This is a genomic window from Corynebacterium sp. KPL1824 (assembly GCF_000478095.1).
Classification (GTDB): domain Bacteria; phylum Actinomycetota; class Actinomycetes; order Mycobacteriales; family Mycobacteriaceae; genus Corynebacterium; species Corynebacterium accolens.
In genome coordinates this window covers 1,197,066-1,221,932 of sequence record NZ_KI515750.1, presented here as the reverse complement: position 1 = coordinate 1,221,932, position 24,867 = coordinate 1,197,066, and the positions used below count along the sequence as shown (strand labels likewise).

18 protein-coding genes and 1 pseudogene are annotated in these 24,867 nt (G+C 58.5%); 11 read left to right on the top strand and 8 right to left on the bottom strand.

Annotation, left to right across the window (positions count from 1 at the left end; all coding sequences use genetic code 11):
• Positions 1-73 precede the first annotated feature (73 nt).
• From HMPREF1267_RS12000 to HMPREF1267_RS11975, 6 genes are all read left to right on the top strand, one after another.
• The gene (locus tag HMPREF1267_RS12000; RefSeq protein ID WP_023029452.1) at positions 74-2,029 is read left to right on the top strand and encodes an alpha/beta hydrolase-fold protein; all 1,956 of its coding nucleotides are present in this window, start codon (positions 74-76) and stop codon (positions 2,027-2,029) included.
• A 2-nt stretch (positions 2,030-2,031) separates the two neighbouring features.
• Positions 2,032-2,559 (top strand): hypothetical protein, encoded by a 528-nt coding sequence (locus HMPREF1267_RS11995; RefSeq protein WP_023029451.1) that lies wholly within the window; start codon positions 2,032-2,034, stop codon positions 2,557-2,559.
• A 33-nt stretch (positions 2,560-2,592) separates the two neighbouring features.
• A complete protein-coding gene (locus HMPREF1267_RS11990; protein WP_005285228.1) occupies positions 2,593-3,513 on the top strand; it encodes a cutinase family protein in 921 nt (306 codons plus the stop codon).
• A 59-nt stretch (positions 3,514-3,572) separates the two neighbouring features.
• Positions 3,573-5,318 (top strand): FadD32-like long-chain-fatty-acid--AMP ligase, encoded by a 1,746-nt coding sequence (locus tag HMPREF1267_RS11985; RefSeq protein WP_023029450.1) that lies wholly within the window; start codon positions 3,573-3,575, stop codon positions 5,316-5,318.
• A gap of 90 nt (positions 5,319-5,408) precedes the next feature.
• A complete protein-coding gene (locus HMPREF1267_RS11980; protein WP_023029449.1) occupies positions 5,409-10,169 on the top strand; it encodes a type I polyketide synthase in 4,761 nt (1,586 codons plus the stop codon).
• On the top strand, positions 10,144-11,700 hold the full coding sequence (locus tag HMPREF1267_RS11975; protein WP_005285213.1) for an acyl-CoA carboxylase subunit beta: 1,557 nt from the start codon (positions 10,144-10,146) through the stop codon (positions 11,698-11,700). The genes HMPREF1267_RS11980 and HMPREF1267_RS11975 overlap by 26 nt, the downstream gene beginning before the upstream one ends.
• A gap of 405 nt (positions 11,701-12,105) precedes the next feature.
• On the opposite strand, the pseudogene HMPREF1267_RS13070 reads toward HMPREF1267_RS11975, so the two are convergent.
• Positions 12,106-12,294, bottom strand: a pseudogene (locus tag HMPREF1267_RS13070) (transposase); the annotation flags it as partial.
• Here HMPREF1267_RS13070 and HMPREF1267_RS13220 point away from each other — a divergent pair.
• Positions 12,251-12,496, top strand: a complete 246-nt coding sequence (locus HMPREF1267_RS13220; protein ID WP_198012015.1) for a hypothetical protein — start codon at positions 12,251-12,253, stop codon at positions 12,494-12,496. The pseudogene HMPREF1267_RS13070 and the gene HMPREF1267_RS13220 sit on opposite strands and share 44 nt — an antisense overlap.
• 306 nt (positions 12,497-12,802) lie before the next feature.
• Positions 12,803-13,177, top strand: coding sequence for a hypothetical protein (locus HMPREF1267_RS11970; protein ID WP_232215153.1), 375 nt, complete (start codon positions 12,803-12,805; stop codon positions 13,175-13,177).
• 66 nt (positions 13,178-13,243) lie between these two features.
• Here the strand turns inward: HMPREF1267_RS11970 and HMPREF1267_RS11965 are convergent, their stop codons facing one another.
• Positions 13,244-14,488 (bottom strand): IS256 family transposase, encoded by a 1,245-nt coding sequence (locus HMPREF1267_RS11965; RefSeq protein ID WP_023028115.1) that lies wholly within the window; start codon positions 14,486-14,488, stop codon positions 13,244-13,246.
• Between the two features lie 283 nt (positions 14,489-14,771).
• On the opposite strand from HMPREF1267_RS11965, the gene HMPREF1267_RS11960 reads away from it, so the two are divergent.
• Both HMPREF1267_RS11960 and HMPREF1267_RS11955 read left to right on the top strand, forming a co-directional pair.
• Positions 14,772-15,191 carry a hypothetical protein gene (locus tag HMPREF1267_RS11960; RefSeq protein ID WP_023018120.1) on the top strand — a complete coding sequence of 140 codons (420 nt, stop codon included), beginning with the start codon at positions 14,772-14,774 and terminating at the stop codon, positions 15,189-15,191.
• Positions 15,192-15,195: 4 nt separating this feature from the next.
• Positions 15,196-15,615, top strand: a complete 420-nt coding sequence (locus tag HMPREF1267_RS11955) for a hypothetical protein (protein WP_005279748.1) — start codon at positions 15,196-15,198, stop codon at positions 15,613-15,615.
• A 441-nt stretch (positions 15,616-16,056) separates the two neighbouring features.
• Here HMPREF1267_RS11955 and HMPREF1267_RS11950 read toward each other — a convergent pair whose 3' ends face one another.
• From HMPREF1267_RS11950 to trmB, 6 genes are all read right to left on the bottom strand, one after another.
• Complete coding sequence (locus HMPREF1267_RS11950; RefSeq protein WP_023018119.1) at positions 16,057-17,400, bottom strand: lipase family protein; 1,344 nt, start codon at positions 17,398-17,400, stop codon at positions 16,057-16,059.
• 282 nt (positions 17,401-17,682) lie between these two features.
• Entirely contained in the window at positions 17,683-18,021 is a 339-nt protein-coding gene (locus HMPREF1267_RS11945) for a DUF3054 domain-containing protein (protein WP_005279751.1), read from the bottom strand.
• Complete coding sequence (locus tag HMPREF1267_RS11940; protein WP_023029447.1) at positions 18,018-19,046, bottom strand: YbhN family protein; 1,029 nt, start codon at positions 19,044-19,046, stop codon at positions 18,018-18,020. The genes HMPREF1267_RS11945 and HMPREF1267_RS11940 overlap by 4 nt, the downstream gene beginning before the upstream one ends.
• A complete protein-coding gene (locus HMPREF1267_RS11935; protein WP_023029446.1) occupies positions 19,047-21,200 on the bottom strand; it encodes an MMPL family transporter in 2,154 nt (717 codons plus the stop codon).
• 14 nt (positions 21,201-21,214) lie between these two features.
• A complete protein-coding gene (locus HMPREF1267_RS11930; RefSeq protein WP_005285198.1) occupies positions 21,215-21,808 on the bottom strand; it encodes an NYN domain-containing protein in 594 nt (197 codons plus the stop codon).
• Positions 21,809-22,585, bottom strand: coding sequence for a tRNA (guanosine(46)-N7)-methyltransferase TrmB (gene trmB / locus HMPREF1267_RS11925; protein ID WP_023029445.1), 777 nt, complete (start codon positions 22,583-22,585; stop codon positions 21,809-21,811).
• A 361-nt stretch (positions 22,586-22,946) separates the two neighbouring features.
• On the opposite strand from trmB, the gene HMPREF1267_RS11920 reads away from it, so the two are divergent.
• Positions 22,947-24,773, top strand: a complete 1,827-nt coding sequence (locus tag HMPREF1267_RS11920; protein ID WP_023029444.1) for a phosphoenolpyruvate carboxykinase (GTP) — start codon at positions 22,947-22,949, stop codon at positions 24,771-24,773.
• Positions 24,774-24,867 lie beyond the last annotated feature (94 nt).

Below are 24,867 nucleotides of genomic sequence, written 5' to 3'. Positions count from 1 at the left end.
CGCCGCAGGCGGCAGTCCGGAGGAGGGGAACCTTCGGAATGTAGCCGCGGTAAATCTTCAAGGACGTTTACCTATGCGCAAAAACACTTCCCCGGGCAAGGCCCGCAAGGGGCTTGCGGTAGCAGCCGTACCGACCGCCATCGCCGTTGGACTGGCCCTGCTGCCCAATGCCACAGCCCAAAGCTCACTTGGTGATATTAGCTCTGCTCAGCCAGGCGGTGGCGGCAGCCTGTCTGACCACTTTGCGCCCAAGGATCCGCCGGCTCGTACCCCAGTGGAGACCGAGTACCCAGAGGTAGAGGGCCTGCCGGATGGCGTAAAGATCAACCGTGTGGAGTACCTGTCCAACCGCCACCTGATGGTCTATATCAAGTCCGCAGCGATGCCGGATCAAGAGCAAAAGGTGCAGATCCAGCTCGCGCGCGACTGGTATTCGCAGCCGGAAAAGAAGTTCCCTGAGGTATGGGCGCTCGACGGCCTGCGCGCCCGCGATGACGAGTCCGGCTGGACCATTGAGACCAATATCCTCAACCAGTACGCGGACCGCAACGTCAACCTCATCATGCCGGTGGGCGGCGAATCCTCCTTCTACTCCGACTGGCAGCAGCCGGATGCAGGCAAGAACTACAAGTGGGAGACCTTCCTGACCAAGGAATTGGTTCCCATCTTGGATAAGGAATACCGCTCCAACCAGAAGCGCGCGGTCACTGGGCTGTCCATGGGCGGTACCGCTGCGATCAACCTGGCGGAGCGCAACCCGTACCTGTTTGGTTTCGTGGGCTCGTTCTCCGGCTACCTTGATACGACCACCCGCGGCATGCCGCAGGCCATCATGGCTGCGCAGCGCGATGCCGGTGGCTTCGATTCCCGCAAGATGTGGGGCGAGCCGGGCTCGCAGGACTGGATCGACCACGATCCAAAGCTGGGCATCGAAAACCTCAAGGACATGCAGGTCTATGTCTCTGCCGGTAACGGCAAGGATGACTTTGGCAATGCCACCTCCGTGGCCAAGGGCCAGGCAAGCTTGGCCGGCATGGGCTTGGAGGTCATCTCCCGTATGTCCACCCAGACCTTCGTGGATTACGCGAAGCGCGCCAATGTGGAGCCTGTGGTGCAATTCCGCCCCTCCGGCGTGCACAGCTGGGAATTCTGGCAATTTGAGATGCAAAATGCATGGCCCTACATTGCGGATGCCCTCAACATTGACAAGGCCGACCGCGGTGCGGACTGTCAGACCGAAGGCGAGATCGCCAAGGCCACCAAGGAAGGCCACATCGGTTCCTGCCTGAATAACGAATATGACGTTGCCGATAAGGGCAAGGCACAAGACTTCGAAACCGGTACGGCGTACTGGTCCCCGGAGACCGGTGCGCACGCCCTGCACGGCCGCATTGGTGCCCGTTATGCGGAAATCGGTGGCCCTACCTCCTGGTTGGGCTTCCCGAAGTCCGATGAACTTAAGACGCCAGATGGCAAGGGACGCTTCGTGCACTTCGAACACGGTTCCATTTACTGGAGCCCAGAGACCGGCGCCTGGGAAATTACCAGCGACATGTTTAAGAAGTGGGGCGAGAAGGGCTACGAAGGCGGCGATCTGAAGTACCCGACCGGCGCGGTCAAGAAGGTGGGCGAAGGCTTTACCCAGGAATTCCAAAACGGCATTCTGACCCGCAACCCGGACGGCAAGAACCAGGTGTCCTTTGGTGCCATTGGCAAAAAGTACAAGGATATGGGCGGTGTCGAATCCCCACTGGGCTTCCCCACGGACGGTGAGAAGAAGGTCAAGGACGGCAATGGCTTCTTCCAGGAGTTTGAACATGGCTCCATCTACTGGTCCCCAGAATCCGGCGCGCACTACATCTTGAAGGGCGCCATCATGGATGAATGGGGTAAGAAGGGCTGGGAGCACGGCGAGTTTGGCTGGCCCACCTCTGATTACTCCGAAATCGCAGCTGGTGGATTGAAGCAGGAGTTCCAGCACGGAACGATCAGTGAAGTCATGGGCCGCGTACAGACTGAAAAGAAGTAAGCATGCGTAAATTAGCCATCGTAGGAGCGGTCTTATGCCTCGGCTTGGCAGGGTGTGACTCTGCCACCGTGGATAGTGACTCCGGCAATGACACTTCGGTGGCGCCGCTGTCGCGCGAAAAGACCTCCGAAGAATCGACCACGAGCAATAGCGAGTCTGCATCTAGCAGTGCTTCCTCCTCGCAGGAGCCCTCCGAGTCCAAGGACGATTCCAAGGGCTCCGCTGAGCCGCGGAACGGCTCTGGTTCCGCGAACTCCCCGGAGGACCGTGGTGCCCGTGAGATCTCTGAAATCCCGTCCGCGCAGCTGCCCAAGGAAGAGGCTGCGTATCTGGATTCGTTGAAGGATGCAGGCGTGAACGTCGATGGGGTAGAAGATCAGCTCCTCGGTGCTGGCCAGGGCGCTTGCGGCGAGGATGAAATCACCATTCCCGCAGTGGCCGGGCAACTGATTGAGCAGCAACGCTCTGATAAGGACTTTGACGAGCTCACCAAGCTGCTGCAGGACAACGCACGTTCAGCACTTTGCTAGCTTCCTTTGAGGTTTTCCGGGTACAACTAGTTCATGCGAAAAATCATTACCGTCGTTGCCGTCCTCGCCCTCCTCGTTGTGATCGGCGCGGGGGCGGTGCATTACCTCACGACCTCGGACTCGGCGGGGCCTAGCGCCCCCGAGGAGTCAGAGTCTGCGGCACCACCGGAGCAACCCCAGCCGGATTGGTGCCCGGCCGTGGAGTTTATTTCCGCGCCAGGAACCTGGGAATCCGCGGCCGACGATGATCCCCTCAACCCTTCTGCTAATCCGCGCTCATTCATGCTGTCTATTACGCAGCCGTTGCGGGAGGCCTACGGGGATGATGTGAAGGTGTGGACCCTTCCGTATACTGCGCAATTTAAAAATATCAATGCGCAGGAGGAGATGAGCTACGACGATTCCCGCAATGAGGGCACCGCGAAGATGAATGAAGAGCTGCGCGGCATGCACGATAGCTGCCCACAGACCAAGTTCATTTTGAGCGGATTTTCCCAAGGCGCGGTCATCGCCGGCGATGTGGCCGATGATATTGGCGGTGGCGAAGGCGTGATCCCCGCGGAAAATATCGCGGGCGTGGCGCTGATCGCAGATGGCCGGCGTGAAAACGGCGTGGGCCAAAATCCAGGCCACGCGCTCGGCGGAATCGGTGCCGAGATTGCCTTGGAGCCCGTCTCCGGGCTCGTCCAGCCCATCGTGCCCGGAGCTACCATGCGCGGCGCGCGCCCGCACGGCTTCGGCGAGCTCGCGGATAGGACCTTCCAAATCTGTGCCCCAGATGATTCCGTGTGCGATGCGCCCACCGGCGTGGGCAATGGTTTGGAACGCGCCAAGGACTTGATCGGGGCCAATGGGGTGCACGCGCAGTACGCCAGCAACGACGGCGTGATTGATGGGACTACTGCGAACCAGTGGGTCGTGGATTGGGCACATCGGGTGATTGATGCCGTGTAACATGAGGCGCTACAACATCGATATTTTTTAAAACAAAACCATTTACCAAAGGAGAATCGATGGATATACAGCAACTCATGGGGAAGTTCTTTGATGCCGAGGGCAATATCGCCCTCCCGGCAGAGCTCACCTTGGCGGGCCTGGCGGAGACCCTCTACCAAGCAGAGACGGATACCTCGCAGGTTGTAATCCGCCAGTGGCTCTACGATGAGGGAGATACCTTCCGTGAGCTCAACCGCCAAGAGATCAATACACGGATCAAAGTGGTGGCAGGGCGCCTGCAACAGGTCGCAGAACCCGGTACCCGTGTGGCCATCCTGGCGGGCAACTCCCCCGAGTACCTCTTCGGTTTCTTGGGCGCGATGTACGCGGGAATGACCCCGATTCCGCTCTATGATCCGAATGAGCCAGGCCACGCGGATCACCTCAAGGCGGTCTTTGCTGACTGCGAGCCCACCGTTGTGTTGACCAACCGCGTATCGGCCGCAGCGGTGCGCACCTATTTCTCCACCGAGCGGGAGCGCCCGCGCGTCATCTCCATCAATGCGCTGCCAGATTCCTTGGCGGCGTCGTGGAAGCCGGTTGCCGGCGAGGGCGTGGAATCCACCGCCTTCTTGCAGTACACCTCCGGCTCAACGCGCACCCCTGCCGGCGTGGAGCTGAGCAACCGCGCGATCCTGGTCAATGTGCTGCAGATCTTCCACGCGATCAACATGCAGTTCCCGCCGCGCGTGGTCTCGTGGCTGCCGATGCACCACGATATGGGCATCATCTTGGCGCTATTCACCACGATCCTGGGCATCGAATTGGATTTGATGACCCCGCGCGATTTCATCCAGCACCCCAACCGGTGGGTTGAGCGCATCAGCCGCCAGCCGGGTGAGGAGAAGAAGACCTATACCGCCGTGCCCAATTTCGCCCTGGAATTGGCCGCGCGCTACGGCAAGGACGCGGATTTCTCCAACGTCGATGGCATCCTCATTGGTTCTGAGCCGGTGACGGAACCGGCGGTGCAGAAATTCCTGGACACCTTCAGCGTCGAGCGCTCCGTGCTGCGCCCTTCCTATGGTTTGGCGGAAGCCACCCTCATCGTTTCTACCGCACAGGGTGACAAGCGCCCGATCATCTCCCACTTCAACCGCGAGAAATTGGCGGACGGTAAGGCGGTTATTGAAGAAAAGTCTGCGGCAACGGTTGCCTTCGCCTCGAATGGCCAGGGCGTCTCCTTCCAGCACCTAGCCATCGTGGATCCTGAAACCAAGGCCGAGGTCCCAGAGGGCACCATTGGTGAAATCTGGGTGCATGGGCAAAATATGGCAACGGGCTATCTCAACCGCCCAGAAGAAACCGCAACTACCTTCCGCAATACCCTGGGCGAGCGCATCCAGGATGGCTTGCCGGAGGATGACTGGTGGATGGCCACCGGCGATCTCGCCACCATCATCGAGGGCGAACTGTATATCACCGGCCGCCTTAAGGATCTCATCGTCATCGCCGGGCGCAATCACTACCCGCAAGATATTGAAGGCACCGTGCAGGACGCATCTGCGCACGTGCGCCCAGATTCCATCGCCGCCTTTGCCGTAGAGGGCGAAAACTCAGAGTCCTTGGTGCTCTTGGTGGAGCGCGCCGATGACGCGGATCCGTCCGGCGACGCCGCCGCCGGTGAGGCGATTCGCACGGCCGTGACGAAGAATCACGGCATTACCCCGAGCGATATCGTGTGGAAGGCGCCGGGAGAAATTAAGCGCACCTCCTCGCATAAGATTGCCCGTCGCGTGGCAAAAAAGGACTACCAAGCTTAAAGCCGGATTCGGACGTTAAGTTAACAAGGTGACAAAATAGAGCGATATAGGTATTTGTCGTTCTATTAACCCCACTAGGAAAGACGGTTTATGACCATCGAGCAACTTCGTGCATGGCTGCGTGACTGGGTATCCCAGGCCACGGGCGTTGCCGCCACAGAGATTTTAGATTCCACCCCACTGGAAAATTATGGTCTTTCCTCACGAGATGCCGTAGTGCTATCGGGTGAATTAGAAAATCTCTTAGGCACGCGGCTCGATGCCACGGTGGCGTATGAGTACCCCACGATTGAGCTCCTAGCCAATCGCCTGCTTACTGAGCCCGCGGGGCAGCGCGACGATGCCCCGCGCGTGCAGCGCTCGACTCGCGCTGCGCAGGGTACTGATATTGCGGTTATCGGCTTGTCCGGCCGTTTCCCAGGCGCCAAAGACGTGCCGGAATTTTGGACCATGCTCGCGGAATCGCGCGCGGGTACTGGTCCGCTGCCGGTGGGGCGGTGGTCTGAATACAGCGCCGATCCGGTAATGAGCGAGAAGATCGCGCAGCAAAATACCGATGGCGGTTATATCGACGATGTTGCATCCTTTGATGCGGAGTTCTTCGGCCTATCGCCGTTGGAGGCCGCGAACATGGATCCGCAGCAGCGCATCCTGCTCGAGTTGGTATGGCACGCGCTGGAGAACGCTGGTCTTCCTGCCAATGAGCTGCGCGGCACGCACACGGGCGTGTACATGGGCTCGACCAATAATGATTACGGCATGCTGATTACGGCCGATCCCACGGAGATGCACCCTTATGCGCTTACGGGTAATTCCTCGGCAATCGTTGCCAACCGCATTTCCTATGCCCTGGATTTCCGCGGCCCGTCCATCAATGTGGACACGGCCTGCTCGTCTTCCTTGATTGCGGTCGACCATGCCATCAAGGATCTGCGCACCGGCGCCGCTGATGTAGCGCTGGCAGGTGGCGTGAATATCTTGGCCGCTCCGCACGCCTCCACCGCCTTTTCGGAATTGGGTGTCACCTCTCCTACCAGCGCCATTCATGCTTTTTCCGATGACGCCGATGGCATCGTGCGTGCCGATGCCGCCGGCGTGCTGGTGCTCAAGCGCCTAGAGGACGCGGAGGCCGATGGTGATGAAATCCTAGCCGTCCTCAAGGGCTCTGCCGTCAATTCTGATGGCCACTCGAATGGCCTGACCGCACCCAATCCAGAAGCGCAAGAAGACGTGCTGCGCCGCGCCTACGCGGATGCGGGCGTGGCGCCCGAGGACGTAGATTATGTGGAGGCCCACGGTACGGGCACCATCTTGGGCGATCCCATCGAGGCCAGCGCGCTCGGTCGCGTGCTGGGCGCTGGGCGCGGCATCGAATCCCCCGTGCTCTTGGGCTCTGCCAAGACCAATATCGGCCACTCCGAATCCGCCGCGGGCGTCGTGGGCCTCATCAAGGTCATCGAGGCCATGCGGCACGATATTATCCCCGCGAATATCAATTACGCTGGCCCGAACCGCTATATCGATTTCGTGGCCGAGCGCCTCGAGGTCGTTGAAGACCCGCGCGAGTGGCCGGAATACTCCGGGAAAAAGGTGGCCGGCGTATCGGGCTTTGGCTTTGGCGGCACGAATGCCCACGTCGTCTTGACGGATTACCAGGGCACCCCGCGTACCAGCGAGCCGCAGCTATCCACCGACACGGTGGCGCTGCCGGTCTCCGGCCTCTTGCCCTCCCGCCGCGCGCGTGCGGCGGGACTGCTCGCGGATTTCTTAGAGGCAGAACAACCAGACTTGGCCGATGTAGCGCGCACGGTCGCGCGCCGCAACCACGCGCGCTCGCGCGCCGTCGTCATGGCCAGCTCCATTGAAGAGGCCATTAAGCGCCTGCGCCAGGTGGCCGAGGGCAAGGTGTCTGTAGGCATCGCCGCGGCGGATTCCCCGCAGGTACAGGGGCCGGTCTTCGTATACTCCGGTTTTGGTTCCCAACACCGCAAGATGGCAAAGGACATGATCGCCCTCTCGCCGCTGTTTAGCGCGCGGCTGAAAGAACTCGACGAGGTCGTTGATTTCGAATCTGGCTGGTCGATCCTGGACATCGTTGAGGACGATTCTCAAACCTATGACACGGAAACCGCGCAGGTTGCCATCACCGCCATCCAGATCGCGCTAACGGATCTATTGGCTTCCTTTGGCGTGCGCCCGGCGGGCGTTATGGGCATGTCCATGGGCGAAATCGCCGCGGCCTACGCCGCGGGCGGCATTTCCGCGCAGGATGCGATGACCATCGCCTGCCACCGCGCGCGCTTGATGGGTGAGGGAGAGGCATCGCTAAGCGAGGCCGACCAAGGCGCCATGGCAGTAGTTGAACTGTCCGCCGAACACATCGCCGCCCTCGATGCATCCATCGAACCAGCCGTCTATACCGGCCCCGGCATGACCACCGTGGGCGGGCCGCGCCAGGCGGTACTGGACCTGGTGGAAAAACTCGATGGGGAAGGAAAATTCGCCCGCGCGCTCAACGTGAAGGCGGCGGGGCATACCTCCGCCGTTGATCCGATCTTGGGCGAGCTCGAAGCTGCCATCGCCGGCATGGAGGCCCACCCGCTGCACACAACGCTCTTTTCCTCCGTGGATAAGGGCGAGGTCTACCGCCCCGGCACCACCGTCCACGATGAGGATTACTGGCTGCGCATGACCCGTTACCCGGTATATCTGCAGGACGCTACGGAACAGGCCTTTGCCGCAGGCCACACCCAGCTGGTGGAGATTTCGCCGAACCCGGTGGCGCTCATGGGGCTTATGTCTACCGCGTTTGCCGTGGGCAAGGCCGATGCGCAATTGCTGTATAGCCTAAAGCGCAAGGTGGATCCCACCGAGTCCTTGTTGGATCTATTGAGCAAGCTCTACGTAACCGGAACCCCGGTGAATTTTGCCGCCGTAGTGGGCTCGGGCGCGCAGGCAGAAGCGCCGTATACCCAGTTCAACCGCCAGCGCTTCTGGACCAACGCGCGGCCTTCGGCCGGGGTATCCGGCCTGCCCGGTACCCGCGTGAACCTGCCGGAGGGCAAGGTGGCCTTTTCCACCAACGCGGATCAGGCACCGTCCGCGCTGGCCATCGTGGAGGCCGCCGCAGAAGCGGTGCAGCCTGGGGCACACATCGTGGCCGCGGAGGAACACCGCGATCTCCCGCCATACGGGGAAATTACCACCGTGGTCACCACGTCCATCGGCGGCATGTCCATCGCCGTCTATAGCGTGCAGGACACCAGGACGGAGCTCTTGGCGGAAGGTTTTGCCTCCGGCCTGGACTTGGGCGCGGGTGCGATCCCTGGGGTTGCAGCGGTGCCAGAGGGCAGCGCCGCCCCGGAGCCGACTGCCGATGACGCGGATGTAGACGCGGTGCGCTGGGATCCGCGCCAAGAGACCGTCGAGGACCGCCTGGCGCTTATCGTGTCCGAATCCATGGGCTATGACGTCTCGGATCTGCCGCGCGAGCTGCCGCTGATTGACTTGGGCCTCGATTCCCTGATGGGCATGCGCATTAAAAACCGCGTGGAAAATGACTTCCAGATTCCACCGCTGCAGGTGCAGGCGCTTCGCGATGCCTCCTTAGCAGACGTCATCACCATGGTCGAGGAGGCCGTTGCCGGCGGCCGCATAGATAACAGTGACGCTAGCGCCGACGTTGCACCGACAGCTACAGAGCCCGCGTCCGCAGCAGACGACACCACCCAAGACTCGGAGCAGGGCGTGGGCGTCGCCCCGCGCGATGCCTCTGAGCGCATGGTCTTTGGCACATGGGCAAGCATTACCGGCAAGGCCCCGGCGGGCGTGACCTCGCCGCTTCCGGAAATCTCTGAGGAGGTGGCCGCGCAGATTGCCAAGCGCTTGCGCGAGCGCGCCCACATCGACGTCACCGCGCAGCAGGTCCTCGACGCTGAGGCGCTGGAAACCTTGGCTGATCTGGTCCGTGAGGGCCTTGAGACCGAGGTGGAGGGAAATATTCGCGTCCTGCGCGAGGCCGATGGGCCAGCCGTATTCATGTTCCACCCGGCCGGTGGAACCACGGTGGTTTACCAGCCGCTGACCCGTCGGCTGCCAGCGGATGTCGCCGTCTACGGCGTGGAAAGGATTGAAGGCTCCTTAGAAGAGCGAGCCGCCGCCTATATCGAGGACATCGTTCGCTATGCGCGCGGCCGCAAGGTCGTCCTGGGCGGCTGGTCCTTTGGCGGCGCCTTGGCCTATGAGGTGGCCTACCAGCTGGCAGAGCGCAGCAAGCGCGGGGAGGAGAGCGCCGAGGTCGCGTTCATCGCTTTGCTCGATACCACGCAGCCTTCCCACCCGGCACCGGATACGCCGGAAGAAACCCGCGCCCGGTGGGAGCGCTACGCCGCCTTTGCCAAGAAGACCTATGGCCTGGACTTCGAGCCTCCGTACGAGATGCTGGAAACCATGGGCGAGGATGCCCTGATGACCATGCTGGCGGAATTCTTGGCCACGACGGATGCCTCCGAACACGGCCTATCCGCCGGCGTCTTGGAGCACCAGCGGGCGTCCTTCGTGGATAACCAGATTCTGGCCAAGATCGATTTCCACCGCTGGGCCGATGTCAGCGTCCCCGTGCTGCTTTTCCGCTCCGAGCGGATGCATGACGGTGCGATCGAGCTGGAGCCGCGCTACGCTGAGGTTGATCCGGATGGCGGCTGGGGCGTTATCGTTAAGGATCTAGATATTGTGCAGCTGCCCGGCGATCACTTGGCAGTGCCGGACGAGCCAGCCATTGGCACCGTGGGCAAGCATATGAACGATTGGATCGAGGAGAAGATACGTGGCGGCCAAGCAAACAACCGCTGAGAAGCTCGCTGACCTGCGTAAGCGCCTAGAAGAGGCGCAAGATCCAGGCAGCGAGCGTTCCCGCACACGCCGCGACGAGGCAGGCCGTACCACCCCTCGCCAGCGCATCAACGAGCTCTTGGATGAAGGTTCCTTCGTCGAAACCGGCTCCTTGGGCAAGACCCCGGGTGACCCGGAGGCCATCTATTCCGATGGCGTGGTCACGGGCTATGGCCGCGTATCCGGCCGGCCCGTGTGCATCTATGCCCACGATAAGACGGTCTACGGCGGCTCCGTGGGTGTGACTTTTGGTAAGAAGGTCACTGAGATCATGGATATGGCCATCAAGATTGGCTGCCCGGTCATCGGTATCCAAGATTCCGGTGGTGCCCGCATTCAAGACGCCGTGACCTCGCTGGCGATGTACTCCGAAATCGCCCGCCGCCAGCTGCCGCTATCAGGCCGCAGCCCGCAGATTTCCATCATGATGGGTAAATCCGCCGGCGGCGCGGTCTACGCGCCGGTGACCACTGACTTTGTCATCGCCGTGGATGAGGAAGCGGAAATGTATGTCACCGGCCCCAATGTCATCCGTGAGGTTACCGGTGAAGACGTCACCTCCGCTGAGTTGGGCGGCGCCCGCCAGCAGGAGCTCAACGGCAACGTCTCCGCCGTGGTGGATTCTGAGGAAGACGCCTTTGACATGGTGCGCGATATTTTGGATCACCTGCCGCTGACCTGCTTTGATGAGTCGCCGACCTTTCCCGCGCCTTCTGATGCCGAAATCACCGAGGACGAGGATCTGAATTCCTTCATGCCGGATGACACCAACGCCGGCTACGACATGATGGAATTGCTCACCCAGCTTGGCGATGACGATGAGCTCATCGAAATCCAAGAAAACTTCGCGCCGAATATGATCACCGCCTTTGGCCGCATCGACGGCAAAACGGTGGGCTTTGTGGCCAATAACCCCATGCACTTGGCCGGCTGCATCGATGCCGATGCCGCCGATAAGGGCGCGCGCTTCATTCGCATCTGCGATGCCTACAATGTCCCGCTCGTCTTCGTCGTCGATACGCCGGGCTACCTACCGGGCGTGGAGCAGGAGAAGGTGGGTCTGATTCACCGCGGTGCGAAATTCGCCTTCGCCGTCGTGGAAGCGACCGTGCCGAAGGTCTCGCTCATCGTGCGCAAGGCCTACGGCGGCGCCTATGCCGTCATGGGGTCGAAGAACTTGAGCGGCGATATTAACTTGGCGTGGCCTACCGCGCAGATCGCCGTCATGGGTGCGGCCGCAGCAGTCGTGATGATTGCGGGCAAGCAGCTCGAGGCCGCCGAGACCCCAGAGCAGCGCGAGATGACCAAGAAGATGTTCATGGACTTCTACGATGAGACCATGACGGCACCCTACGTGGCAGCGGAACGCGGCTACTTGGATGCCATGATTCAACCGAATCAATCGCGCATTGCCCTGCGCCAGGCGCTGCGGCAATTGGCCACAAAGTCTGCGCATGACCTGCCCAAAAAGCACAATATTGCACCGATGTAACGCGGTGCTATGGCGTTACGATACCCAAATAAGAGTTTCGTGACAGTTGAAGGAGAAAACCTTGTTTGCTTTGTCCAGCGCATTCGACCTGATTGGTGAAATCATCGGCTACATTTACTGGGCCTACAACCAGATCGCAGCAGGCGTGCCATTCAAGCTGCCGTTCTAAGCTGAGAACGTTCGCACAGATTTAAGGCTCCGAGGCTAGACGGCAGGATGCGTGGTTGAGGTTGGCTCGTTAGTGGGTCTGGGCTAGTGGTACTAGCCCTTTTCACTCTTCTACGGTGATAACCGGTCTTTGACTGGGAAATACCGTACACAACTTCCTGCTGTGCTAGCCGGTTCGGATCACGATGAAAGGATGAGTAAAAATCATCCTCGATACTCTGTTTGTGGCGGGGATGGTCAAGTCCGTAGAAGTGGTGTATCTGTTCTTTCTGAATCGAGGACAGACATGTAGCGCTTTTGCTGGATCCAATCATCATGTTGTTCGGCTAGAATAGAGCCGACCGCGCGGATCACAGACCTGCGGCTAAGGAAGAGCCCTACAATGTCGGTACGCCGCCGGATTTCCGGATTCAGTCGTTTTGTCGGTGGTCAGGCCCATTTAACGATCAAGTGTGAAGGAGGCCTAATGAACAGGCATAAAATATCTCCTAATGCGATTGTCGTTGCACTATTTGGGCTGGCAATTTCAGGTTATGTCGGTATCGCAAACAAGTCGATCCTCGGGTTTCTCATCCTCATACTGCTCACCATAGTTGGAGCGGTACTGGTCAATCGCATCAAAAAATAGTCATCAGGAATAACCGGTGAGTAAAATCGCCTGCCGGGCGCTAAGCCTTGTCGTCAACCTGGCGTAACGCTTTGGCATCGTTTATTTCTGCGTTGTTTGGCGTGGATTCCGTGCTCTCCTGCCCTCGGAGATGAACTCTGTTTGGTGGCTACCTGATACCTGGCCCGGTCGGGCTGGCACAATTGTAATCTACGACCATGCTACGTACTGGGAACAGTTCACACGCGATGGTGTGGCCGTCTAAGAGAACAATGCGTTTACTTTCCGGGGTCAGGCCCAAATTCTGAAGTGCGGAATGGAAGATCTATGTGGATAGATATCGAACAAATCGATATTGGCCGATTAGCAATAAAGCTGTCGGTGGCACTAAACAAATGGATAGCTGAAGAAAACAGCTATAAAAACAAGACAGATATAGCTCCATTATTCATAGTGCAATGTCCTTCTCATTTCGAGATCGCCCTTATCCTCCGTGTTAAAGCCCTAAAACAGACGGCAATCGTAGGATATGAGGCAGGCTACCAACGCTATACATGGTCACCTTATTTATACGACGAAATCGCTGATTCGATTGTTTTCGATACATTAGCCGGCGACTATCCGATCCTTAAAGCAGATTTTTCCGAACCGGACAAAATTGTATGGTCAAGTCCGGTGGAGTGGTGTATCTGTCCTTTCTGAATCTGTGAATCGGGGGACAGTGTCAGGGTCGGTGTTGGGGTCCGGCTCGGGGTTGATGTTGGCTCATTAGGAGGCTGCCTCGATGGTGTCTTCGTCGTTGGTGTGGATGGTGTTGGTAGCTATCAGGCGTCGGGTGTGTTCCAAGCTTGCTAGTGACATATAGCGTTTCTGCTGAATCCAGTCGTCATGCTGTTCAGCTAGTATCGCGCCGACGAGGCGTATGATAGCTGCGCGGTTGGGAAAGATTCCTACAACGTCGGTACGCCGCCTGATTTCACGGTTCAAACGCTCCGTTGGATTATTGGACCATACCTTCGTCCATACAGCTTTGGGCGTGGTTGTAAACGCGAGAATCTCATCTAATGATTCTTCCAGGTAGTCAGCTGCGTCGGGGAAACGCTGCGTGCAGAAATCTACGACTTGGCGGGCTTGGTCCCAGGTAGCTTGCGCGTCGGTTTGCTGGAAGATGGAGTGAAACATTCCCGATAGTGTTGTCCACTGGCGTTTTGACACTTTTGACGACAAGTTCTTAGCAAAATGTGTCCGGCAGCGTTGCCAACCTGCAGTAGGCAGTACTTGACCAACAGCTGCTTGGATTCCTAGGTGCGCATCGCTGGTGACGAGATAGACTTCGCCAAGACCACGGGCTTTGAGGTCTTGGAAGAATCCGGTCCATGATTCCACGGATTCTGATGTTGCGACCTGCATGCCTAGTAGTTCACGGTAGCCGTCGTTGTTAACACCGGTAGCGATAAGCACACTGGTTTTAACGACCCGTCCGCCTTCGCGGACTTTCATGGTCAACGCGTCACAGGACAAGTAGTAATACGGTCCTGAATCCAGTGGGCGGGCTCTAAAGTCAGCGACCATCTCGTCAAGTTCTTTGGCCATGTCAGAAACTTGTGATTTCGACAGATTGTTAATACCCAGCGTGGCCACCAAATCATTCATGCGTCTAGTGGAGACCCCTTTGAGATAACACGTGGCTATCACGGTAGTCAGGGCTCTTTCGGTGCGTGTGCGCCTTTCTAAGAGCCAGTCGGGAAAGAATGCGCCGTGACGTAGCTTCGGGATAGCAACATCAATGCTGCCTACCCTGGTGTCTAAGGAGCGGTGACGGTAGCCATTGCGGGTATTAGTCCGTTGTGGAGATACCGTGGCGTAATCAGCGCCGCAGACCGTGTCAGCCTGAGCTGAAAGTATCTGGTTAATGAAGTCTGTCAGCATCTGGCGCATCAAGTCTGGGGAGGCTTGGGTGAGCAATTCTTCCAGATACGCAGTGGGATCGATATGATGGGGGTTAGCGGCCATCGCGGTTATATTCCTTTCGAGGATAGGTTGAAGTTGATTCGAAAGGTACCCGTGATGGTCGCCTTATTGTGCACCGGCACGAGGCTTACCACGGGTTACAGATACACCACACTAATGGACGCAACCAATTGTATGGGCTGGAGCAAAAGAAGTTACAGATGCAAAAGCGCAGTCCATCGGAGATTTCTTAAGCTACTATGAGGACTTAAATGAGCGTGCTAAGGAAAGAATCTGGATCAATAAGGATCTCCCTTTAGAGAACCTCTTGTAAAGTAGGAGCAAAATGAGTTCATATAAAGACATCACCACTTTCTCTACTCCCATGCTCGTCAAGTCTCTGAATACGTTGCAGATTTCTGCGGGAGAGGAAAACGGCGAGTGGGGCTCCCAATTTCCGCAAGGTGTTGCCATCTTCGTTCCCGAGGGTGAGTATTTCACTGTTCGCATTGAGTCTTTTGGAGCAATCCCGTCGGATAAGAAGCTGGTGGCAATGAACGCTATTAATGCGACGAATGACAACCTGGCTTTCGGCAAAGTGGTTCCTAACCTCATCGAGGGACGCCGGACGATTGTATTCCGCAATCACTTCAACTTCACCCAAGGCGTGTCCCAATTTCAGCTGGATGCGCTAATCGACGCTAGCCTGCAGGTTGGGTTCGATGCGCTGGGAACGATCGAAGAACTTTTTGAAGGGGCGGAGTAAGACCATGGGATTGTTTGGAAAGAAGCAGCCAGCATTGCGTGAAGCATCCGTCGAATCTATTGGGGAGGCACTTTCTACTCAGGGGCTTAGCTGCTCGCAGCTGTCGACTGGTGGATTGCTGACTCAGGTCAATGGGGTTCCTGTCTACATCGTTGATCAGGACACGAACATTGGTATTGGTGGGATGATCCAGGCTCGTCAGTCCGAAGCAGCGGATCTTAATTGGATCAGCGACTTTAATAATCGTGCGCTGTGGCCGGTTGTTTTCCGTGCAGACCAGCAGACTGCGAGTGTTATCCACGCTGAGCATCGAATCATCAAAGGCGTTGAGTACTCCGAAGCACAGCTGCGTGACGAAGCTTTACTTGGAGCCCAGATTGTTGCGGAAACCTTGCTGCGCTATAGCGAAGAGCATCCACAGTAGGTCGCTAGCCAATGAAACTCTCGGTGTGAGCAAACAAGTGCGATGAGTTTTTGAAAACAGGATGCGACGATTAATCCACTACGAGTAGTTATAGGTTTGGTGCTGCCGCGGAAGTCGCGCCCGCGACCTCCTTGCCCCGTGTGATTGCCACGTCCTAGTGCTCGTTTGCATGTGCACGCCCTAACGTTTTGAGCGCGTTCTGTTGCTCATACTGATACGCGAATGCGCCGGCGCATTGCCGGACAAAAGCGCCCTGCTATCTGCTCACAGGTGTTCACGCCCCTGATCGCGACCTATGGCCGCTAGTGCGCCTAGTTTCATGCTAGAGAAGAAAGACCGAGTTCAACTATTTCATGGTTACCCCACGAGATCGGAAAGGAAAGCTTTTTCACTTAACGGGCAACCCCATCGGAGCCTTTTCATGGCGTAAGGGAGCAGTATTTACTGGCTTCCCTCCTCGTGCTGTAGCGCAGCGTCAATAGCTTTTACTGATTCGATGATGTGCGGAATAGTGCCGGTCGGGTGAGTGTGGGCGTTATTTGGGATGAAAGTGACATCGGCGCCGCGCTCAGTCCATTCATTTACGAGCTGTTCAGCAGTAGAGTACGGAATCACGTCATCACCGCGGCCATGCGTAATGACGACTGGAATCGCGGGAGCAGCGTAGCCAATATGCTGCTCTGCCAGCATCGATTTGAAAGGCTCACTGTCAATGAAGTCTTGCACGGTTCTGCCATCGTTGCTGATTCGCTCAACGGTAGTGCCGGCGGTCTTAAGGAGCCCCATGGTACAAGTATTCGTCGCATCCTGTAGCTTTCTTGCGCCCCGGTCATTGAGATGCGAGTACAGATCCTCGCCATAGGAGTTGCTTAGCCCTAGAAGGGCATACGACTCGAAGAGGAAATACAAGGAGCCGTCGAGGGTAGAAGGCAACAGCGTAAGGTCTGTTGGCGCAGCACCGATAGTCGCAAGCTTGATGTTGAGCTCCGGAGCATAGTCGTCATATAGCTCGGCAGCAGCGGCAGCAGCTCCACCGCCTTGGGAGTAGCCATTGATAAATACTGGGTTGGTTTCGTTAATGTCCCAGCCTTCTAGTTGCTGCGCAGCTCGAATACTGTCGAGGACCGTATGGCCTTGGGATGCGCGATCCATGTACGTGTGCATGCCAGGGGTGCCAAGCCCTTCATAGTCGGTGAGTACTACGGCATAGCCCTTCTTCAGGTACTGATGGAAATAGAACTGCTCGTAGTCTCCAACCCCGTCTGCAATTTTACGGGAGGCGGCACAACGGTCCGCTAATCCTTGAGTACCCGGTGCAAATGCCACGACAGGGCGTGGGCCTTCTCCGCCCCACTCGGTTTTAGGCTCAATGACCATCCCGCTTACTTGGATCTTTTCTCCAGAACGGTTGGTGGAAGAATAGAGTATGCGGTCTGCCTTATAGGGGCCGACGTTGCTGATGCCAAGTGGATTTTTGGGGTTGCGCACAGATTCTGATCGGAAGAGCTGTCCAGGCTCCGAGGAGTCGAGTTCTACTGGATCGTGGTAGAAAGCGGTGTATTGATCTCCGATATGGTCACCTGGGCCCAAGAGCCCTGATGAAAGGGGAGGGAGTTTGGAGGCTTCTTCGGCCATTGATTTCGCCTCTTGTGAATCTTCAGCGGATCCTGCGCCTTTAAGTGCCTCGTCAATAAAAGAGGATTCTGGAAGTTCTGAATGCTCTTCAACTGGTGGAGCCGATTCGGCGGAATCGATAGCGCCGGCGACAGGGGAAGCGGCAGTCATGAGAACCCCTGAAGCCACAAGCGCTAGATAATTACGTGTTGCAGCTTTCACTACGGGAACCTTTCAACTTCTTGTGGGGATAATTGAGTGGTATCCGATTTTGAAGTTCTGTACTCGGATACGGGCAATTATTCACTAAAAGCTTTTCCCGTACTATTAGTTGTAACTGCTATTTCGAGCTGATTACCCCCATAAGGGGTAGGGTTGACGGCTTGAAGTCAAAAATTTGCTGAATTGATTTGACTGATGCGCGTTCTAGGGTAAGTCGCTTTTTACGATCTGCTACTTGCGGGCAAATAGCCGCCAGCCAAAGAAGAACAGGGCGGACATCACGGTCGCAACGATGAGGAAGCTCCAGTGGGGCAGGCGGCCATTGACCATGATCCACAGCGCCATGCCGCCGATGATGGCAGACAGCCAGACTACAACGCCCTCTTTCCACTTGCCCTGGACCTTTGTGGCGAGGATGATGGCCCAGCCGATGAGCGCGCCTACCGCCCAGGGCCAGAAGGCATCGACCCAGCCGGAAAAGCTCAGGCCACCGTGGGCGAGGCGGGCGGCGATGGCGAAAATCATCAAGGCGATGATGTCAATGAGCGGTGCGATACGCGTGGAAGTCATACGGTTTCCTTTTCTTTTTCTTTACGGGATAGCGCGGCGTAGGTAATGCCCTTGCGGGCATAGTGCCAGAAATAAATGACCCAGCCAATAGCGGTGATGAAGGCAAAAGAGATAAGGCGGTAGATGATCGCCGTGCTGGTGGCATCGACCGCGGTCATGCCCGTGGCCACGAGCGTGGCGATTATCGCTGCTTCCACTGTGCCGAGACCCGCCGGGGTGACTTGAGCGGAGCCGGCCAGCTTGGCAGTGAGATAAGCCAGCGCGACGCCGGCGATGGTGGTGGTGTTATCGGCCGAATCGGTCGTGGGCATCTGGCCGGTTACGGCCCATACGCAGCCCCAGAGCGCGACCATGTCGATTAACCGGTTGGCCAAGGAGTAGAACGATGCCCAGGCGAATTGCCGGCGGGTGAGGTGCACTTCCTTGAGGCTTTCCACGTGCTCGAGCAGGGCTTCGCGCTTCGAGCCTTTTACCAGCCGCTGCTTTTTTACCCAGCGCTCCAGCGTTTCGGGGTTGTTGCTTAGCCAGAAGAGCCCGCCGGAGAGCGCCAGCATTACCGCCAACGTGCCGATGAGGGACCACAGGGCCATATCGGCGTTAAGGAAGAGCACGCCGCCGAGCCCAATGAGTACCAGCCACAAGGTGGAAATGGCCGATGACAGCACGAAGAACCAGCCGCACAGGACCACCGAGGCACCCCAGGTGCGCTGCACGTGGAAGGTTAAGACGGCAGAAAAGGCTGGGCCTGCGGGCATGGTGGTGGACCAGGAATTGGATGCAAAGGTCAGGGCGGCGGTTTCCGTGGCCTCCACCTCCACGCCGCCGGCGCGGATGAGCAGGCGCATGACCTCACCCATCGCCACGACGGAGAGGACGGAGGCAACGACCACGAGGGTTATCGGCCCCGGTTCGGCGTGGGAGAGCCGTGAGAAGCCTTCGCTCAAAAAGTCCAGCTCATCGCGGAAGACGTAGATGAGGATGGCCAGCACTATGAGCGAGGCGATAACTTGCAGCCAATTTTTCAATTATTTATCTCCTTCAAGGCGCCGCTTTAACTCACTGAAGGGAATGGTCTTCCCACGGCGGGTGGTACCACCAGAAAGCCTAGTGGTCATGTGGTGCAGCCAGCTAGGTGCCCACCAGTTATCCTCGCGCAGCAGGTGCATGACGGCGGGGACGAGGAGCATGCGGACAATTGTGGCATCGATAAGCAGCGCAAAAATCATGCCGTACGCGATGTATTTCATCATCACGATATCGGAGAAGCCGAAGGCGCCCGCCACCACGATCATAATCAGGGCTGCCGCCGTGATGATGCCGCCGGTATGCGCGGTGCCTGCGGCGATGGCCTCGTCCGTGGAATCGCCGCGCCGCCGGGCCTCCACCATGCGGGAGACCAAAAAGACCTCGTAATCGGTGGACAGGCCATAGATGATGGCGATGATGAGCACCAGAATGGGGCTCATGAGCGGGCCGGGCGAGAAGTTCAGCGCGCCAGAGCCCACGCCGATGACGAACATGAGCGTCAGGATGCCCAGGGTGGCACCCAGGGTCAGAAGCGTCATGACAATGGCCTTAATTGGCAGCACGAAAGAGCCAAAGACTAATGCCATGAGGATGAAGGTGGCGAGGACGACGTACAGCGCCATCCACGGCAGCTTGTGGAAGAGTGCATCGAGCGATTCCACCTCCATGGCTGGAGTGCCGCCGACATAAAGGTTGACGCCCTCGGGCGCTTTAACATCCTCGAGTTCGTGGACGATCCGTGCGTAGTCTTCGCGGTCCTTAATGCCGGCCGAAAGGACCGTGGTCCCGTCCTTGGTGGCGGTGGATGGCCCCATGGGCTCGGTAAGGCCGTCGAGGCCGCGGACTTGCATGACGACATCGACAAGCTGCTCATTGGTGGCACCTTCCACCACGAGCTTGACCGGCTCGGTGCGGAAGGCTGGGAACTCGTCGTTGAAGGTATCCTGCGCCACGCGGGTGTCATGGTTGGGCGGCAGGTAGGTCTCGTTGATACCGCCGAAGGTGATGCTCATGATAGGCAGCGCCAGCGCAATGAGCAGGCCGCAGATGGCCAGGGTCAGGCCTTTGGCGCGGCGCATGGCCCAGCGCGGCAGCTTGTACCACCAGGTGTCCTGAATGGTGCGGGCCGTGCGGGAGGTGCGGCGCACCGACCACAGGTCGATCTTGGGCCCGAGCATGCCAAACAGGGCCGGCAAGACGGTGACGGACAGCAGGGCCGCCAGGCCGACGGCGGAAATCGAGCCATAGGCAACGGACTTCAAGAAGGCCTGGGGGAAGAGGAAGAGCCCGGAGAGCGCGACGGCGACCATCGCCGCGGAAAAGACGACGGTCTGCCCGGCGGTGGCGGTGGTGGTGGACACGGCATCCTTGGTGGAGCTTCCCTTGTCCAGTTCCTCGCGGAAGCGGGAGACCATAAATAGGCCGTAATCGATGGCCAGGCCCAGCCCCAGCAGCGTGACCACTGCCTGGGCAAAGACGTTGACCTGCAGGAAACCGGCCAGGATGGCCAAAATGCCCAGCGAACCCAGGATGGATAGGCCACCGACGATAAGCGGCATGAACGCCGCTACTACGGAACCAAAGACCACCAGAAGCAGCAGGCCAACGAGCGGGAGCGCGGCCTTTTCCGCGCGCGCAATATCTTCTGCCATGCCTTCATCGAGGGCGTCCGCCACGGCCGTAGCGCCGGCAACCTTGACCGGCGCGGAGGTATCCGTCAGCGCGCCCTCGATGGCGCGGAAATCCTTCAGGGTTTGTTCATCATCGCCCTTGAGCCCAATAGCGGCAAAGGCCAGCGAGTGATCATCGTTGACCAGGTTGGGTTTCTTACTATCGAAATAGCTGGTGACAGAGTCAATCTGATCTGGGTAGTCCTCTTTGAGCTGCGCCAAGTGCTCCTTGGCGGCATCGAAATTCTCATCGGGCGAGCTAAAGAGCAAAATCACGTCGCCGGAATTATCGCGGCCGAACGTTTCTTGTTCGATTTGCGCCGCGCTTGTCGATGCCGCATTCGGGTCCTCCCAGCCCTCCTGGCTCATGCGTTCCTCGAGCTGGGTTCCAAAGCCTACGAAGAGGGCAAGGATGGCACCGAGGATGACGATGGGAATGACCTTGCGGTGTGCGTAGGAAAATCGTCCCCATTTTTCAAACATGTGGGGTAAGCCTCCTAGCTATTATTCAGTAGCGCAGCCAGCGGGCGGAATGGCTGGAGCCATGCACCACCTTCAGGCAGGTTATCCAGGTTGACGCGCGGCAGCGGCTCGCGGAAGACGCCGTCAATATCTTCTAGGTCAACGAACTCGATCTCGGGGTGGCCCACGGCCCAGGAGGCGTGTTCGTGGAAACCCAGGACGGTAACGGGAAGGCCCTCATCAATGAGCTCTTCTAACAAGGGCTGAAAGTTCTGGCCATCGGCAGAGGCCACCACGACGCCGGCGAGATCATCGCGCAGTTTTTCAATGTGGTCGATCATATCCGGATCCACGTCATCATCTTCGTGGATCTTCGGCTTGGCAAAGACTCCAAAGCCCACATTGCGGATGGCCTCTACCCATGGGCGAATCACATCGGCACCGCCGGGGGAGACATTGGTAAAGACCGCGGCCTGCGGATCCGCATCGACGTCCACCGCGCGGTAAACCAGCCACCGGCCGATGGCATCAAAACGCGGGCGGTGTGCCGCGGTGGGGCGCCCGCCGAGCAGGGAGCCGAGCCCCATATCCATATTGGGTGCGTCCCACACCAGTAGATAGGTGCTCATTTACTTCTTCTCCCACAGGTATTCAGTAATGACGTGTTCTTTATCTAGGCCCTTGCCCTCAAACTTGGTGATGATCTGGCGGTCCACCAATTGCGGGCAATCCGGCCACGGCCAGCCCTTGTACTCCAGGCTGGGCTCGACGTGCACGAGCTCATCTATCCATTCGGCATAGCCGGCGTGGTCGGTAGCAACGTGCAGGACGCCGCCCTTCTTCAGCCGGGAGGCAAAGAGATTGAGCGTGCCGGATTGGATGATGCGGCGCTTGTGGTGGCGCGCCTTGGGCCAGGGGTCCGGGAAAAAGACGCGGATGCCGTCCAGGGATTCGGGGGCGATCATGCGCACCATGACCTCCACGCCATCGCCACGGATCATGCGGATATTATCGATGCCCTCGCGCTCCACCTGCCCCATGAGCTTGGCCAAGCCAGGCTTATAGAGCTCCACCGCGATGATATTGGTGTCCTGCTCCAGCGGCGCCATGGCCGCGGTGGAGGTGCCGGTGCCGGAGCCGATTTCCACGATGGTCTTGGCACCGGTGCGGCCGAACCACTCATCGACATCGATAAGCTCATCGCTTAAGACGCGGCCCAGCTCGGGCCAGCGCTGCTCAAAAAGCTGGTGCTGGTTATCTGTGAGCGTGCCGCGGCGGAAGGTGACATTGCCCAGGCGCGGGTAGTCCAGGTCATTATTAAAGACCGCATTGAAGTCCGTTTGCGGCGGGCGACCCGGCGGCATTTCTCCGGCAGGGGTGTTTTGAGAATTATCCGTGCTATTCATCGCGCCCTATTTTTCCCTGTCCAGGCATGGCAAGCAATATGCCGCGCCGGGTATTTTCCCCGCCGTATGGGGGAGGGGGATAACCGGAGGCTTTGACGGGGGTGGTGTCTTGTGGCGCGGAACGGGCGAACGGGCAACTTGTCTACCCCCGAAATGGTGTGGAGAATATCACGCCTAATATCACAATTGTTCGTGGTGCGCTTGGTAAACGTCCGCTCACGGCGGTGGATATAACCGGGGTGGGAAAAATGACACTTAATGTGAACAATATTTTGGCTCTGCCGGTTAATCTGGAGTCGGAAGGCAAAGTTGGGCCGTGATGTGCCCCGATTTTCACATCCTATCCAGAGGAGAATTTTTAATGACCGCCACCATTCAGGGCCTCGTTGGAGAGCTGCCTACAGACAATCAAAAACTGATCGACTGGATTAATGAAAGCGTTGAGCTTTTCCAGCCGGACGAGGTGGCTTTTGTGGATGGCTCGCAGGAAGAGGCTGACCGCCTCGCCGCGGAGCTAGTAGAAAAAGGCACCCTCATCAAGCTCAATGAGGAAAAGCGCCCGAATTCCTACTTGGCGCGGTCCAACCCTGCGGACGTTGCCCGCGTGGAATCCCGCACCTTCATCTGCACCTCGAAGGAAGAAGACGCGGGCCCAACCAATAACTGGGCGCCGCCAAAGGCCATGAAGGAAGAAATGACGGAGGCCTTCCGTGGATCCATGAAGGGCCGGACCATGTACGTCGTTCCTTTCTGCATGGGCCCGATCAGCGATCCAGAGCCCAAGCTCGGCGTGCAGCTGACCGATTCCGCTTATGTGGTCTTGTCCATGCGCATCATGACCCGCATGGGCGCAGAGGCGCTGGACAAGATTGGTACGGACGGCGATTTCGTCCACGCCCTCCACTCCGTCGGCGCCCCGCTACAGCCAGGCGAAGAGGACGTTGCTTGGCCGTGCAACGACAATAAGTACATCACCCAGTTCCCAGAGACCAAGGAGATTTGGTCCTACGGTTCCGGCTACGGCGGCAACGCTATCTTGGCTAAGAAGTGCTACGCGCTGCGCATCGCGTCCGTCATGGCCAAGGAAGAAGGCTGGATGGCTGAGCACATGCTCATCCTGAAGCTGACGAACCCAGAGGGCAAGAACTACCACGTCGCCGCCGCATTCCCATCCCAGTGCGGTAAGACCAACCTGGCCATGATCACCCCCACCATTCCGGGCTGGAAGGCTGAGGTCGTGGGCGATGACATCGCCTGGCTGCACCTGCGCGAGGACGGTCTTTACGCCGTGAACCCGGAAAACGGTTTCTTCGGCGTTGCCCCTGGCACCAACTACGATTCCAACCCGATCGCCATGGATACCATGAAGCCGGGCAATACCTTGTTCACCAACGTCGCGCTTACCGATGACGGCGATGTCTGGTGGGAGGACATGACCGAGGAGGCACCAGACCACCTCATCTCCTGGACCGGTGAGGACTGGACACCAGCATCGTCCACCAAGGCCGCCCACCCGAACTCCCGCTACTGCGTACCGATTTCCCAGTGCCCCACCGCCGCGCCGGAATACGACGACTGGAAGGGCGTCAAGATTGATGCCATCCTCTTCGGCGGCCGCCGCAAGACCACGGTTCCGCTGGTTACCCAGTCCTTCGACTGGGACCACGGCACCATGATCGGTGCACTGCTGTCCTCCGGCCAGACCGCAGCCGCAGAGGGCGAAGTTGGCGCGCTGCGCCACGACCCGATGGCCATGCTGCCGTTCATGGGCTACAACGCCGGTGACTACCTGCAGCACTGGATTGACATGGGTAAAAAGGGCGGCGACCGCATGCCAGAGGTCTTCCTGGTTAACTGGTTCCGCCGCGGCGACGATGGCCGCTTCCTGTGGCCGGGCTTCGGCGAGAACTCCCGCGTCCTCAAGTGGATCATCGACCGCATTGAAGGCAACGTAGAGGCCGAGGACACGGTGGTCGGACGCACTGCCCGCGCCGAGGACATCGACTTGGAAGGCCTTGACTTCGATGTCGACGACGTTCGCGCCGCACTCGCCGTTGACCCGAAGGAATGGGAAGGCGATATGCAAGACAACGCCGAGTACCTGAACTTCCTGGGCTCCCGCGTGCCCGAGGAAGTGTGGAACCAGTTCCGCGCCCTGAAGAAGCGCGTGGAGGACGCAGCTTCCTAACGCGTTCATCCGCGGTAATCCCCGCATAAAGCTAACCCCAGCAGCGTAAAGCTCTGGGGTTAGATCTTTGTTGGGGTTAAACCGATACCCCAGT